12 protein-coding genes and 1 tRNA gene are annotated in these 14,543 nt (G+C 62.0%); 7 read left to right on the top strand and 6 right to left on the bottom strand.

Annotated elements, in window-relative coordinates:
* Positions 1-35: 35 nt before the first annotated feature.
* The 3 genes from NLX68_RS15710 to ung form a co-directional block, all read right to left on the bottom strand.
* Positions 36-2,018 (bottom strand): hypothetical protein, encoded by a 1,983-nt coding sequence (locus NLX68_RS15710; RefSeq protein WP_254284724.1) that lies wholly within the window; start codon positions 2,016-2,018, stop codon positions 36-38.
* A 96-nt stretch (positions 2,019-2,114) separates the two neighbouring features.
* Positions 2,115-4,031 carry a hypothetical protein gene (locus tag NLX68_RS15705; RefSeq protein WP_254284723.1) on the bottom strand — a complete coding sequence of 639 codons (1,917 nt, stop codon included), beginning with the start codon at positions 4,029-4,031 and terminating at the stop codon, positions 2,115-2,117.
* A 104-nt stretch (positions 4,032-4,135) separates the two neighbouring features.
* Positions 4,136-4,828 (bottom strand): uracil-DNA glycosylase, encoded by a 693-nt coding sequence (gene ung / locus NLX68_RS15700; RefSeq protein ID WP_254284722.1) that lies wholly within the window; start codon positions 4,826-4,828, stop codon positions 4,136-4,138.
* A gap of 126 nt (positions 4,829-4,954) precedes the next feature.
* Here ung and NLX68_RS15695 point away from each other — a divergent pair, with 126 nt between their 5' ends.
* On the top strand, positions 4,955-6,064 hold the full coding sequence (locus NLX68_RS15695) for an enoyl-CoA hydratase/isomerase family protein (protein WP_254284721.1): 1,110 nt from the start codon (positions 4,955-4,957) through the stop codon (positions 6,062-6,064).
* Between the two features lie 8 nt (positions 6,065-6,072).
* On the opposite strand, the gene NLX68_RS15690 is transcribed toward NLX68_RS15695, so the two are convergent.
* On the bottom strand, positions 6,073-6,450 hold the full coding sequence (locus NLX68_RS15690; RefSeq protein ID WP_010220952.1) for a hypothetical protein: 378 nt from the start codon (positions 6,448-6,450) through the stop codon (positions 6,073-6,075).
* 213 nt (positions 6,451-6,663) lie between these two features.
* On the opposite strand from NLX68_RS15690, the gene NLX68_RS15685 reads away from it, so the two are divergent.
* The 5 genes from NLX68_RS15685 (at position 6,664) to NLX68_RS15665 (ending at position 10,541) form a co-directional block, all read left to right on the top strand.
* Positions 6,664-8,160 (top strand): sensor domain-containing diguanylate cyclase, encoded by a 1,497-nt coding sequence (locus tag NLX68_RS15685; RefSeq protein WP_254284720.1) that lies wholly within the window; start codon positions 6,664-6,666, stop codon positions 8,158-8,160.
* 2 nt (positions 8,161-8,162) lie between these two features.
* Entirely contained in the window at positions 8,163-8,384 is a 222-nt protein-coding gene (locus NLX68_RS15680; RefSeq protein WP_254284719.1) for a cysteine-rich CWC family protein, read from the top strand.
* Between the two features lie 27 nt (positions 8,385-8,411).
* On the top strand, positions 8,412-9,104 hold the full coding sequence (locus NLX68_RS15675; protein WP_254284718.1) for a pseudouridine synthase: 693 nt from the start codon (positions 8,412-8,414) through the stop codon (positions 9,102-9,104).
* A gap of 321 nt (positions 9,105-9,425) precedes the next feature.
* The gene (locus tag NLX68_RS15670; protein WP_254284717.1) at positions 9,426-10,310 is read left to right on the top strand and encodes an alpha/beta fold hydrolase; all 885 of its coding nucleotides are present in this window, start codon (positions 9,426-9,428) and stop codon (positions 10,308-10,310) included.
* A gap of 157 nt (positions 10,311-10,467) precedes the next feature.
* Positions 10,468-10,541, top strand: a tRNA-Gly gene (locus tag NLX68_RS15665).
* A 58-nt stretch (positions 10,542-10,599) separates the two neighbouring features.
* On the opposite strand, the gene NLX68_RS15660 is transcribed toward NLX68_RS15665, so the two are convergent.
* Positions 10,600-11,007: a DUF2388 domain-containing protein gene (locus NLX68_RS15660; RefSeq protein WP_254284716.1), complete on the bottom strand. Its 408-nt coding sequence runs from the start codon at positions 11,005-11,007 to the stop codon at positions 10,600-10,602.
* A 149-nt stretch (positions 11,008-11,156) separates the two neighbouring features.
* On the opposite strand from NLX68_RS15660, the gene NLX68_RS15655 reads away from it, so the two are divergent.
* Positions 11,157-12,854, top strand: a complete 1,698-nt coding sequence (locus NLX68_RS15655) for a SulP family inorganic anion transporter (protein WP_036996698.1) — start codon at positions 11,157-11,159, stop codon at positions 12,852-12,854.
* Positions 12,855-12,946: 92 nt separating this feature from the next.
* On the opposite strand, the gene NLX68_RS15650 is transcribed toward NLX68_RS15655, so the two are convergent.
* The gene (locus tag NLX68_RS15650) at positions 12,947-14,542 is read right to left on the bottom strand and encodes an alpha/beta hydrolase-fold protein (protein ID WP_254284715.1); all 1,596 of its coding nucleotides are present in this window, start codon (positions 14,540-14,542) and stop codon (positions 12,947-12,949) included.
* Position 14,543 lies beyond the last annotated feature (1 nt).

Here is a 14,543-nt window from a genome sequence, read left to right as displayed (position 1 = left end):
ACGGCCGGCAGCACTGCCACCGGCCGTTGTTCAGCTTACAACTTTCCTACCCGTACAGGTGTATGACGTTGTGCAAACGATGGCACGCAATTACCCGCACCCTGGACGATATTGTAGTTATACAACCGCTCTTCTGACCCCCCGACAGGAATACCATCACGGATCACGCTCCAGCGAATGCGAATCCTGGCCAGGTTGGGCGCCGGCTGGATGTAATCCCAGAGCACCGAGATCGACACGCCAAATTCAACATGATTGGGGTCGGAAACTTCACCTTGCAGAGACACAACAGTGCCCTCTACCGGATCCGAACCACTGAGGGGATACATGGCCCAATGCACGGTAACATTATCACCCAATTGCAACTTGCTCGGGTCGCTGACCAGTACCGTCAGGCCATTCCACGGCGTGTGCGAGCACAATACAACAGGTGTACCGGTAGGCGGGATAGGAACGCCCGTGATAATAGGCAATGCTAGGTCGTCCAGTTGCACAATGACTGCACGTACCAGCGTAGGCCGTGACTCCTGATAGTTGGTGGCAGTTTCATCCTTGTAGATGCGATAAAACAATGGCTGTTCCAAACCGTTACCGACCTCGATAATATCGGCGGCGCTGATGGTCATTTCGATCTCGGAACCTGCCGCCTCATTGGTGATGACATGGGTGGCAACCAGCTTCGCCTCCGGGCCATAGAACAGGCGGATGACCTCGTCGGCATTGACCGGGTCATAGACTTGTACGGTGACGGTGACGTCTTCGTCCTTGTCTTCAGGCGTCAGCTCGTTCTCAAGGCCACTGACCGGGCCAACCAGCAGCGCCAACTCCAGCGTCGGGTTGACCGGCTCGGGCTCTTCCGGGTTGGGTGGGCCGGCCTTGGTCGTGTCGACTTCAACCTCAGTGACGGGTGAGGGGTAGGTACGGCCCCGCAGGACAATATAGTCAACCTCGGCCGTATAGGGCTGGTCCTGGTCAACGACGGTAAAGCGGGCAATGGCCTCCAACGGCCACTCATCCAGCTCGTTGGTTTGAAAGGTGCCGATTGATTGACCATTCCAGCGAACCTGGACGTAATCGCCTGTTCGCCAGTTGGTGTACGCCGGTACTTGCACAAGAACACCTGCCCGAGCTTCTTCCAGGTCAATCGGGGCAGCGGGCACCAACGGCGGCTCCAGGTCAGCCGGTGCTGGCTCAAGCGACAGGACCATGCCTTGCGGAGTGGAGAACTGGCTCTCGTTGCCGGCGCGGTCGGTGACCTTGATCCAGAATTCGACATAACCCGATGGCAATGCCTGCAACTCTTCCAGGGTAACGTCGATGGTGAAGTAAGCCCTGCCGCCACTGTCATCCCCAACCACGTCACCGACTTTCTGCGCCGAACTTTGCGACCACAGGTACAGGGCCCAGCGATCACCCGGTTTCGGGTCGGGATAACGCGGCACATCCAGTGTCAGAACATCACCGTGGTCGGCCAGGTACTCCGGTGTGATTTCAATGCCGGTCAGGTCTTCTGGCAGCAGCGGCTTGGGCGGCGGGTTATTGAGGGCCGGGTCGAGCGTATCCACAATGACATCCCGGGGCAGAGAGTCGACGCTGTTCTGGTTTTCTACCCTATAGGTAATCCGCCGGACACCATCGCCACCGAGCTGTTCCCGGGTCAACGAATGCATGGATGGAAAGGATCCAGGCGGGTGATCGAAGGGAATTTCTATGCCTTCGATCTGTGCAACACTATTCACAAGAATGGTAATTTGATCAAAATCGTTGAAGCCCTGAACCGGATACTCGCTGATCACCACCGTCAAGCCGTTTGGCAGATCCTTGGTCAGAATCAGTCCATCAGGTTGGATAGGATGAGCGCCAGGTGCAGGAAGCGAGTTGTTCAGGTTGCTCGTTGAAGAGCGCCGGCGCGGTGCCGCACTGGATGGACTTGCAGCGGCCGTCGCCTTCTTGGTAACTGGCTTGTCCGCAACTTTGGCTTTCTTGCTGGTCTTGGGCAAAACTTCCTGCTTGGTCATGGTTGTTTTCTCTCGCAAACATCAGATAAACCCAGCGACGGCGCTCTGCTGGATGCCGTGTTACCAAACGCACCTACCTCTACTTACTCAAAAACATCAGGGCTCGATCGGCTCGCCGTTATCACAATAAAACCCGCCACCTGGCTCAATGACCGACAGCCGAACCTGCGAGCGTGGTGAGTTCCCCACCCCTCCCCCGTTCGCTGCCGCCTTGACCAGCCGATAACTGACCACACCGGCTCCGCGTAGACGAGCAGCGGGTTTGATCAGGGATTCATAGGGCCAGACCGCAATCTCGAAGCCGTCGCGAGCGTCTTCAGCGCTGAGCGCGTGAACGAAACTGGCTTCGGTGCCGGCAATGGGATCGCCGCCGACCTGCCCTCGGTCAGCGATCCAGAACAGGGTGACCTGGTCCAGCGCGGCGAAGCGTTGCGCATCCCCGGGGATGCGCACCTTCACACCGTTGATCCACGGCTGGTAGGCACAGTTGACCCAGCCGCCCTCGGCTGTTCCCGGGAAGGTTGCGCGGGCCAGGCCTTCAATGATCCGGATCTGCACATCGACCCACTTGGTCGGCGAATGCTGGGTGTTGATCCCATTGAACGTGCTGTAATAAACAGGCAGTTCGGGATTGCTGCCAACAGCGTTGATAATGGCCCAGGGTACGGTGAACGCGATGGTTGCTCCGCCGCGGTCGTCAGGTCCAATCAGATAGGTCGCTGCAGGCTCGACACGACTCCCCCAGTAAAGCTGCAGCACCTGCCCCTGCTGCGGATTGGCGTACAGCACCAGCTCCACCCGGGCATCGTGATCGACATCTTCGGCACCGAGCTGGTCATCGCCGTTGCGGCCCTTGACCACCACGGCGGCAAGCCTTGGGTTGACCGGGTCGGGGGTTTGCGGATCGGGCCCGGCCACCGTCAGGTTCAGCGCCATCGACAGGCTGCGCGACGGTCTGGAGCGCCAGGTGTAATGCACCGGATCATCGCGTTCGACAAAACCTTCGGCTGTCAGCACTTGCCAACCCACCGGGAACACTATCGGCCACTGCAGAGGGGCGACCAGTTCGACACTGCCAACTGGCAACCCGCGCCAATAGCCGATCACCCGATCGCCCGGGCGGGCGTCGACGATTTCATTGATCACCAGATCGACGCCGGTACGCGCCCGGTCCAGGTCGATCAGCCCCGCAGGCTCGACCTCCGGCAACGGTAAAGGATTCGGCGCGCTTTCCAGTTCAACACTGATTTCGTTGACATGGGAAATGGGCCCGCGATTGCCGCTACGGTCTTCCCAGTCGTAACACAGGTAGCGCAAACCATCGCCGCTGCGGCGAATGGCGCCGGCTGGCACCCTGAGCTCGACAGGTGCATCCGGGTAGCGGACCACGAACTCGTCCACGGCCTCCAGCGGATCGTCCACGCGGGAAAAACTGCGCCAGTACAAGCGCACCGTATCGCCCAGACGCAGATCGCCCCAGGGCACAAGTGCGATGTTCACGCCCTGGTGCGCGGCCAGGTAGTCCTCGTTCAAGCCCTCCGAGCCGATGGGCGGAACCGGCTCCGGCCGGATACCTGCCTCACCATAGTTGGGCGCGGTCTGGTCGATGTTCAGCAGCACCGCTTGGGACAGCGCGGGGTTGCCCATGTCGATGCGGTAACTGACCCGATGCGGGCCCGGGGTGCCCAGGTAAATCTGCGGCACTTCAAGGTGCAGCGGAATGACCTCGTCCTTGTCGTACGGCCAGGTCAGTGTTTCCCCGTCTACCGGCAACCCATCCCAGAGCAGGTCGACCCGGGTGATATCGCCGTCAAAGCCCTCATGCTGTGGCCAGATTTCATCGATGATCACCGCCAGTTCCCGGAACTGGTCATCCTTGTGAATCAGGTGATGGTTTTGATCATCCGGCTCAAGCGCCATGGCCGCCGGCACCACGGGCGCTTTGTATTTACCTGCCGGGGGCGATTCAGAGGACACGCTTTGCTCAAGCGGCGATGGAGTGAACCTGGACATGAAACCCCTCCCTGGCCAGGGGCTACCTGGCGTTGCGTACAGGGAGGTTATTTAATGCCCTATTTTTGCCGGGCGAAACTGACAAAAATGCTAGGTACCCGGCCTCAAGCCGGTGGCAAGCGCCAGTCGATCGGGGTCAGCCCGCGCTGCTCGAGGAAACGGTTGGCCTGGCTGAAATGACCGCAGCCAAGAAAACCCCGGTAGGCCGACAGCGGCGATGGATGCACCGACTTGAGCACCAGGTGCTTGGTGGCATCGATCAACTTCTGCTTGCTCTGGGCATGGGCGCCCCAGAGCAGGAACACGCTGTTGGGCTGGTGTTCGCTGACCACTTCGATGATCCGGTCGGTGAAGAACTGCCAGCCCCTGTTGGCGTGGGACGCGGCATTGGCGCGCTCGACGGTCATGGTGGTGTTGAGCAGCAATACGCCCTGCTCGGCCCAGGACTGCAGGCAGCCGTGCTTGGGGATCTCGATGTTCAGGTCACGCTGCAACTCTTTGTAGATGTTCACCAGTGACGGCGGTGTCGCCACCCCCGGTTGCACCGAGAAGCACAGGCCATGGGCCTGGCCCGGGCCGTGGTAAGGGTCCTGGCCAAGGATCACCACCTTGACCTGGTCCAGCGGGGTGGAGTTGAGGGCATTGAAAATCAGCGGGCCCGGCGGGTAGATCTCTTTGCCGGCGGCGTGTTCCTCACGCAGGAATTCGCGCAGCTGGTGCATGTAGGGCTGGTCGAATTCGGCGCGCAGGGCCTCTTTCCAGCTCGGTTCAAGTTTGATGCGGTCGTCGTCAGTCATGGTCGGGTCCGTAAAACAATGGCGCGACACTAGGAAAGCTGCCTGCGCTTGTCAATCGATCCGACCGGCAACCGCCGAAATCACCAGCAGCGGCCATACTTGTGCGGATCAACCACGAGGTCGCCCATGGCTGCAGTACAGTGCGAAGAACTCACCGGCGTCGACGGCGCGCGCATCGGTGTCGCCACGCTCAATGCGCCGCAAACCCTCAATGCCTTGTCGCTGCCAATGATCGAGGTACTCGATGAACAGCTCAAGGCCTGGGCCGATGACCCGGACATCGTCTGCGTACTGCTGCGCGGCAGTGGCGCCAAAGCCTTTTGTGCCGGCGGTGAGGTGCGCAGCCTGGCCCAGGCCTGCAGCGACCATCCCGGCCGGGTACCGCCCCTGGCGGCGCAATTCTTTAGCGCCGAGTATCGCTTCGATTACCACCTGCATACCTACCCCAAACCACTGATCTGCTGGGGCCATGGCCACGTGCTGGGCGGCGGCATGGGCCTGTTGCAAGGCGCCAATGTGCGCGTGGTAACGCCAAGCAGCCGCTTGGCCATGCCGGAAATCAGCATCGGCCTGTACCCGGATGTCGGTGGCAGCTGGTTCCTGTCCCGCTTGCCCGGCAAGCTGGGCTTGTTCCTGGGCCTGACCGGCGCACCGATCAACGCCACCGATGCCCTGGACCTGGGCCTGGCGGACCGTCTGCTGGGTGAAAGCCAGCAGGAAGAACTGCTCGATGACCTGCTGCAACTGAACTGGCAGGAGCAGACTGCCCTGCAGCTCAACAGCCTGCTCAAGGCGCAGCAGCATGGCGCCCAGGCTGAACGGCCCGAAGCCCAGTGGCTGCCCAGGCGCCAACAGATCGACGCCCTGCTCGATGTCGCCGACCCAGTGTGCGCCTGGCGCGCCATCGCCCAGTTGCGCAACCACGCCGACCCGCTGTTGGCCAAGGCCGCGCAGACCATGCTCGAAGGCTGCCCGTTGACCGCACACCTGGTGTGGGAGCAGATCCAGCGCGCCCGCCATCTGTCACTGGCCCAGGTGTTCCAGATGGAATACACCATGAGCCTCAACTGCTGCCAGCATCCGGAGTTCAGCGAAGGGGTGCGCGCACGGCTGATCGACAAGGACCAGAAACCGCGCTGGCACTGGGCGGATATCGCCCAAGTGCCAACGGCGGTGGTCGACGCGCATTTCAGCAAGGCGTGGGAAGGACGTCACCCCTTGGCGGACCTGGCCTGAACGGCGCCTCAGCGGCGCCAGTTGCGATCCGGCCAGCCGTCACGGTTGCGCTCGTGGCGTGACGAACCCTGGCGGTAGCGGTCATGGCCGCGGCCCGGATACGGCTTGTAGTAGTTATGCGGTGTTTCCCGGTAGTAGCCGTGGGGCGCAGGACGGTAGTAATGCGGTGGCGGCGCGTAGTAACGCGGGGGTGGTGCCACGTAGTAGCGCGGCTGCGGAGCTACGTAATAACCGCGATTGTAGGGATAGGACGGCCGGTAGTAACCCGGATAGCCGTAGCTATCGGCGGTATAGATTTCAGTGCGGTAATAACCGTGACCTCCATAAGGGACACAAGCGGTAGTCAGCAAACCCAGCACTACAATCAGCAAAAGTCGGCGATTCATGGCGGCCTCCTGGACCGCGAAACTGCCCATCCCAGCGGCGCTGGTCGGCGTCGATCGGCAAGCGTGCATCGACATGAAATAAGACTGCCAAAAACAGGTCCGGTGCCATTGCTGCAATAAATTGATACAAGGCCGATACCCTTAAAAATCGTAAAGTTATTTTTCTGCCAGACCACTAGAATGAATGCCATTGGCCCACAGACCGGGAATGTCATGCCGCCTCGTTCCGCCCTGTTTTCGCAGCGCTCGCTGATCCTGACATTACTGCTCTTGCTCGCCTGCGGCTTTTTGGCGACTTCCCTGCTGAGTTACTTCGCCTCGCGTAGCTCGATCCGCGACAACATCGTCAACACCGAACTGCCGCTGACCTCCGATACGGTGTATTCGGAAATCCAGAAGGACCTGGTGCAGCCGATCCTGGTCTCCTCGATGATGGCCCACGACACCTTCCTGCGTGACTGGGCGCTGGCCGGCGAACGGGACCCTGCTCAGGTGAACCGCTACTTGAACGAGGTCATGCGTCAGCACCACGCCTACACGGCGTTCTTCGTCTCAAACAATACCGGCGTCTACTACCAGGCCAAGGGCGTGCTGAAGAAGATCGACCCGCAGGCGCCCCGCGATGCCTGGTACCAACGGGTGCTGACCCTGAACACGCCCTACGAGATCAACGTCGACCTCGACATGGCCAACCAGGATCGCCTCACGGTGTTCATCAACTATCGGGTGTTCGACTACGACGGCAAGTTCATTGGCGTTGCCGGTATCGGCCTGACGGTCGAAGCGGTGATTCGCCTGATCGATGATTACCAACAGCGCTACCAGCGCCGGGTGTTCTTCGTCGACCGCCACGGCCGCGTGGTGCTGACCGGCTCCAGCGGCGGCCCCCATGGCGCCCGGTCTGGCCAGTCGCTGAGCGAGCTGGACGGTTTGCACAACCTGCTCAAGCAGATGCCCACCCCGGTCAGCGGCAGTCATGAGTACCGCAGCAGCGACGGCCACAGCCATTTCCTCAATGTGCGCCTGGTACCGGAGCTGAACTGGTTCCTGTTCGTTGACAAGCGCGAAGACGGCGCCATGGACGCCATACGCCAGTCGCTGTACCTGAACCTGGCGATCTGCGCGATGATCACCCTGGTGGTGCTGTCGCTGCTCAATGCCATGGTCAAGCGCCATCAGGACAACATCGAAACCCTGGCCACCCTCGACAGCCTCACCGGCCTGCCCAACCGCCGCGGCTTCGACCTGCTGGCCGCGCAAGCGCTGCAGGAAGCCCAGCGCGAACCCAAGCCGCTGATCGCCCTGCTGATCGACCTCGACCACTTCAAGGCGCTCAATGACACCCATGGCCATCTGGCCGGCGACGAAGTACTGCGCCAGTTCGCCCAGGTGCTGGAAGACTGCCTGCGCCATGCTGATATCATCTGCCGCTGGGGTGGTGAGGAATTTATCGTGCTGCTCAAGGACACCGACAGCCACAGCGCCCTGGCCGTAGCCGAGAAGATTCGCAGCAAGACCGAAGCACTGGCCTTTACTTATGCCGGGCAGCCGATCCATCTGACCGTCAGTATCGGCTTGAGCAACCTGCAGGCCGACGATACCCTGCACAGCCTGATCGCCCGTGCCGATCATGCCCTTTACCGGGCCAAACAGAGTGGACGCAACCGCGTCTGCAGCGAGATGCCCCGATCCGACCATGAACAGCCTTGACCATGAATGACACCCGCCGCTGCCCCGCCTGTGGCGCCAGCAACGATTGCAGCCTGGCCGACCCGCGCACGGCCGCCCAGGCCTGCTGGTGCTATGGCGTGAGCATCGACCCCAAGGTGCTGGAGGCCCTGCCGCCCGAACTGCGCGACAAGGCCTGCCTGTGCCCACGCTGCGCCGAGGTCGAGGCGCAATTGCAGGCAGCCAAGGCCGCGCCCGAAGGTTAAACTGTCGCGCCCTGCGCCTGGCTCTGTATGCGTCTCGATCGATTCCTCAGCAACCTGCCTTGCTTCAGCCGCCAGCACGTTCGCCTGCTGCTGGTAGAACGGCGCGTGCGCGTGGATGGCCAGTGCGTCAGCGATCCGCGCTTCGACGTGCGCGAGTTCAGCCGTATCGAGGTCGACGAGCAACTGCTGCAGACCGGGCGCCCGCTGCGCTACCTGATGCTGCACAAGCCCCAGGGCTGCGTCAGTGCCACCCAGGACCCGCAGCACCCTACCGTGATCGAGTTGATCGACCAGCCCGACACCCAGGACCTGCACATCGCCGGGCGCCTGGACTTCAACACCACCGGGCTGATGCTGCTGACCAACGACGGCCTGTGGTCGCGGCGCCTGACCCAGCCACAGACCAAACTGCCCAAGGTCTACTACGTCGAAACCGAGCAGGAGATTGGCGAACACTACATCGACAAGTTCCGCCAGGGTTTCTACTTCGCTTTCGAAGACCTCACCACCCTGCCCGCCGAACTGACCTTGCTGGGCCCGCGCAGCGCCCGCCTGAGCATCGTCGAGGGGCGCTACCACCAGGTCAAGCGCATGTTCGGCCACTTCGACAACAAGGTGCTGCGCCTGCACCGCGAACGCATGGGCCCGTTGCAACTGGACCCGAACCTGCAACCGGGCCAGTACCGGGCGCTCTATCCGGAAGAAATCCAGGCGATCTGAGCCTACGACCGCCTGGCGGAAAATTTTCGCCAATTGGCCGAAAGGCACTTGCGGGTTGGCCAGGTGCCTGCTTGAATCCAATCGTCGGTCTGCATGTGACTCACCAGTCACAGTCGTAGTCCAAGACACCTTTTTGCTGGCGACCCATGCCTCGAAGCATTGGCGTCCGGCAGATTGCCCTCCTACAACAATACCGGTCGACCCGCGTGCCACAGGGATCGACCAGGGCCCTCAGCTACTTCAAGGCGTATGCCTACCTGTCATAAAGAACGCGCATCCTTGCATGTGCGAACACCCTTTTTTGCGCCAGGAGTCGACGACATGAGGCCAGAAATCGCTGTGCTTGATATACAAGGTCAGTATCGGGTTTACACGGAGTTCTATCGCGCAGACGCCGCTGAAAAGACGATCATCCTGGTCAATGGCTCGCTGGCCACTACGGCCTCCTTTGCCCAGACGGTGCGCAACCTGCACCCGCAATTCAACGTGGTGCTCTATGACCAGCCGTACGCCGGCAAGTCCAAGCCACACAACCGCAACGAACATCTGCTGACCAAGGAAACCGAAGGGCAGATCCTCCTGGAGCTGATCGACCATTTTGGCGCCGATCACGTCATGTCCTTCTCCTGGGGCGGCGCCTGCACCCTGCTGGCCCTGGCGCACAAGCCACGGCGCATCGAAAAGGCCGTGGTCAGTTCGTTCTCGCCGGTGATCAACGAACCGATGCGCGACTACCTCGAACGCGGTTGCCAGTACCTGAGCGCCTGCGATCGCTACCGGGTCGGCAACCTGGTCAATGACACTATCGGCAAGCACCTGCCGTCGCTGTTCAAGCGGTTCAACTACCGGCACGTCAGCAGCCTGGACAACCACGAATACGCGCAGATGCACTTTCACATCAACCAGGTACTCGACCACGACCTGGGCAACGCTCTGCGGGCGGCGCGGGTGATCGACATTCCGGTACTGTTCATGAATGGCGAGTGGGACGAATACACCACCACCGAGGATGCCCGCCAGTTCGGTCAGCATGTGCGCAACAGCCACTTTCGCGAGATCCGCGCCACCGGCCATTTCCTCGACATGGAACACAAGGCCGCCTGCCGCGACACCCGTGAAGTGCTGCTGGGTTTCCTCAAGCCTGCGCTGAAAGAATCGCGTCCCCGTTACAGCTACACCCAGGAGCACCATGCACTGGCTATCTGAGCGACACGGTGACCGGTAGCGCAGCCTCCTGCATCAACGGCCCCAAAGGCCAGAAAGAAGATGCACGACCTTGCGCTAGCGGCCACCGGCCGATGGCTCTGCAGCAACAAAGAGCTTCAAATCGCGGCGAAGTTCTGGTACAAAGTCAGCCCTGAAAGCGGGTGTCGTATAATGGCATTACTCCAGCTTCCCAAGCTGATAACGAGGGTTCGATTCCCTTCACCCGCTCCAGCTTCTTCCAGGTTCCAGCGCAGCTGAGGCCTTGGCCACCGCCCTGGTGGCTATTTCGCTAATTGCCCTTCGCCTCAACCACCGCCAGCACCAGTATTCGCTGGGCCAGCTCGCTGTCCGTTGCCCCTGTCGCACGCCCCTCGCTGCGCAACCAGTGCAGTGCCGATTGCAGATACACACCCCGGTAAGCCCCGTCGCTGGCAATGAACGCCGCAGCATCGTCGCGGGCTTGCGCAAGCACCCGCTTGCCATCGCTGCCGGAAGTCCCCTCGGAGGCCATGGTTGGCCCGAAGGTGGTTGCCCCGGTGAGCATGAAGGGCACGTACACCGTGGCCCCCAGGGTCAGCATGCCATCGACATTGCCAGTGCCATCGCCAAAGATGTCGCCCATGCCCTGGGCGGTGCAGCACCAGGCCAGGCACAGCAGGCCTGCAGGTTTTTTCCAGCTATTGAGTATGCGTTCCATCGGCTTCCATTCACTGATCCAAATATTCGGGCGGCATTTTCCACGGCTTGCACCAGACTTAACAGCGGTGTTTTTGATTTGACGCCCTGCCCAGGCACTACGCGCTGCGCTTTAATAGCCCACCGCGAAACACTCGAAAGGATCCGTGCATGTTTCTCTCCCGCTGGCTGCCTGGCCTGGCCAACCTGTTGCAGTACCGCCGTGAATGGTTTCGCCATGACCTGCAGGCCGGCTTGTCGGTGGCCGCGATCCAGATCCCTATCGCCATTGCCTATGCGCAGATCGTCGGCCTGCCGCCGCAGTACGGCTTGTATGCATGCATCCTGCCGATGATGGTCTATGCCCTGATCGGCAGCTCGCGGCAGTTGATGGTCGGCCCGGATGCCGCCACCTGCGCCATGGTCGCCGGGGCGATCGCGCCGTTGGCCATGGGCGACCCGGCGCGGCTGGCGCAATTGTCGGTGATTGTCACCATCCTGGTCGGTTTGATGCTGATCGGTGCCGGGCTGGCGCGGGCCGGGTTCATTGCCAGTTTTTTCTCGCGGCCGATCCTCATCGGTTACCTCAACGGTATCGGCCTGAGCCTGCTGGCCGGGCAACTGGGCAAGGTGGTGGGGTTCCAGATCGAGGGCAACGGCTTCATTCTCAGCCTGATCAACCTGCTGCAGCGCCTGGGGGAAATCCACTGGCTGACCCTGGTGATCGGCGTCGCCGGGCTGGGCTTGCTGATCTGGCTGCCGCGCCGCTACCCACGCCTGCCGGCGGCGCTGGTGACAGTGGCGGTGGCAACCCTGGTGGTCGGGCTGTTTGGTCTGGACCGTTTTGGCGTGGCGGTTCTCGGCCCGGTGCCGGCCGGCATGCCGGAACTGGCCTGGCCGCACACCAATCTGGAAGAAATGAAAAGCCTGCTGCGTGATGCCCTGGGTATCGCCACCGTCAGCTTTTGCAGCGCCATGCTTACCGCCCGCAGCTTTGCTGCCCGTCATGGTTATGCGATCAACGCCAACCATGAGTTCCTGGCCCTGGGGGTCACCAACATTGCCGCCGGGGTTTCCCAGGGCTTTGCCATCAGCGGCGCCGACTCGCGCACCGCCGTCAACGACATGGTCGGCGGCAAAAGCCAGTTGGTGGGGATCATCGCCGCCCTGGTCATCGCCCTGATATTGCTGGCCTTCACCACGCCCATGGCGTGGATTCCGCAAGCGGCGTTGGGCGCGGTACTGCTGATGGCCGGCTGGGGGCTGATCGATGTGCAGTCGCTGAAAAAGATCTACACGCTCAGCCGCTTCGAGTTCTGGCTGTGCGTGCTGACCACCGTCGGCGTGCTCGGGGTCGGCGTGCTGCCGGGCATCATCATCGCCGTGACCCTGGCGATCCTGCGCCTGCTCTACAGCATCTACCAGCCTACCGATGCGGTGCTCGGCTGGGTGCCGGGCATCGAAGGCCAGGTCGACATCCGCCGCTACAAGGAGGCGCGCACGGTACAAGGGCTGGTGGTGTACCGCTTTGACGACGCGATCCTGTTTTTCAATGCCGACTACTTCAAGATGCGTTTGCTCGAGGCGGTGCATCGTGAGGAGCAACCGCGCGCGGTGCTGTTCGATGCCGAGGCGGTCAGCTCGATCGATGTCAGCGGCATTGCGGCCTTGCGCGAGGTGCGCGACACCTTGAAAGCCCGCGGTATCTACTTCGGCATCGCCCGGGCGCGCGGACGCTTTTTGCGCATGCTGGTGCGTTCGGGGATCGCGCGGGAGATGGAGAACGGCTTGCTGTTTGGTTCGGTGCGTTCGGGGATCAGGGCGTATCGGTTGTGGCGCAATCGCAGTCGCAAGGAACAAACGCTCTAGCACTGGCAAGGCCAGCTCCCACAAGTTCGGTGCATGCAGAGCCATTGTGGGAGCCGGCCTTGCCGGCGATGGGCTGCAAAGCAGCCCCGTTTTCAGCCTGGCTGACAGGTTTTCGGCAGTTGCGCAGCCTTGCCGATCAAACTGATCAAGCCACACGGCAAGCTGCCCCGCCATTGCAAGTAATCATGCCCGGCTGGGTATTCGACCTGCTCCACCGGGTATCCCTTGGCCAGCAACACATCACGCAAATGGCGGTTGGTGTCGAGAATTTTCGGCCCTTCGAACAAGCCCGACTGCAAGTAGAAGCGCAGTGGTTGCTTGGGCGCCTTGACGTACTCGCGGGTAAGCCAGCCTGGCTCTTCACCTTCTTGCCCCCACCAGTAGGAACCGGACAGGCTCAACACATTGCCGAACAGTTCCGGGTGCTTGAGGCCCATGTAGGCCGAGGCCAGGCCACCGTAGCTGGAGCCCGCGACCACGGTGCGCTGCGCCGCTGCCGCCAGGCCTTGCTGGCGTGCCCAGGGCATCAGTTCTTCAGCCATGAAACGAGCAAACTGCGGGTTCGGCGGCAGCTCCCGCTGGCGGCTGAGGTCGCTGGGGTTGGCGATGATCAAGGCCGCGGTTGGTGGGATCAAGCCATCGGCGATCAGGTTGTCGAGAATGGTCGGGGTCGGCACCTGGCGCGTATAGGCGTGCGCATCGAACAGCACCAGCAGGCCCTGCCCCTCAGCCTCCGCCTGCCACTGTGCCGGGCGGTACAGGTAGACATCGCGTTGGTTGCCCAGCAAGGTGCTGCTCAGCACCTTGCGCTCCAGGCTGCCACGGGCAATACCCTTGCGCTCGGCCACCCAGGGTTGCGCGGGCGCAGCCGGCAGTTCCAGGCGCGAGCGCGACAGGTACGGGTCGCCACTGCCATCAGCGAAGCTGTTCGGGTTCAGCGGGTCACGCCGGGTGCTGGCGAGGATCATCCGCCGATCATCCGACGCTGGTACGTCCGGGGCCAGTTGATAGCTCAAGCGTGCAGACGAAGGCAGCAGATAGCTGCGAAACCACACGTCACTGACGCCGAGACGTTGCAGCTCATCGTGATTGCCCGAGGGTGCGCCGAACACCCGCACATTGTGCTCGGCACCGCGCCAGAGGAAGGTCACCAGGCTCATGCCCGGCGTGTCCGCCACGGCTTCGACCATGGGCGTGCCCTGTTGCTGACGCGCCTTCCAGAACGCGTCGGTGCTCGCCCCCCGGGCCAACTGTTGCTGCAGCGCACGCAGGGTCGGGCTCGGCAACGGTACGGCGCGGCGCTGCTGCTCGCTGGCCGCAATCACCTGTTTCAGGCGCAACGCGTAGGTTGCTTGCGGCCGGCTGGCCAGCATCTCGGCACGCAGGCCGTAAGCGCTATCGCGCTCGGCGATGAAGATGAACTCGCGCGGCTGGTCCTGACCATCGATCAGCAGCCGCACAGGTTGGCCCTGGGCATCGAGCAGGCGCAGGCTGGCATCGCCCTGCAGCCGGCCCTGGACCAGGTCGCCGGCCTTGAGCTGCAAGCTCCAGACCGGTTGTTGCCCCTGGGCAAAGCTGGCGTTGACGGTTTGCCCCGGTTGCAGGGGCCTGTCGGCGTTCGCCATCGCGTTGCCACTCACGCACAGGGCCAGCGCCACGGCGCAGCTCCACTGACTGAAAGTCTGCATG

Origin of the sequence: Pseudomonas sp. SBB6 (genome assembly GCF_024213215.1) — a bacterium.
Classification (GTDB): Bacteria; Pseudomonadota; Gammaproteobacteria; order Pseudomonadales; family Pseudomonadaceae; genus Aquipseudomonas; species Aquipseudomonas donghuensis.
Note: the sequence above shows the minus strand (reverse complement) of the source record. Positions and strands in the feature narration are given on the sequence as shown.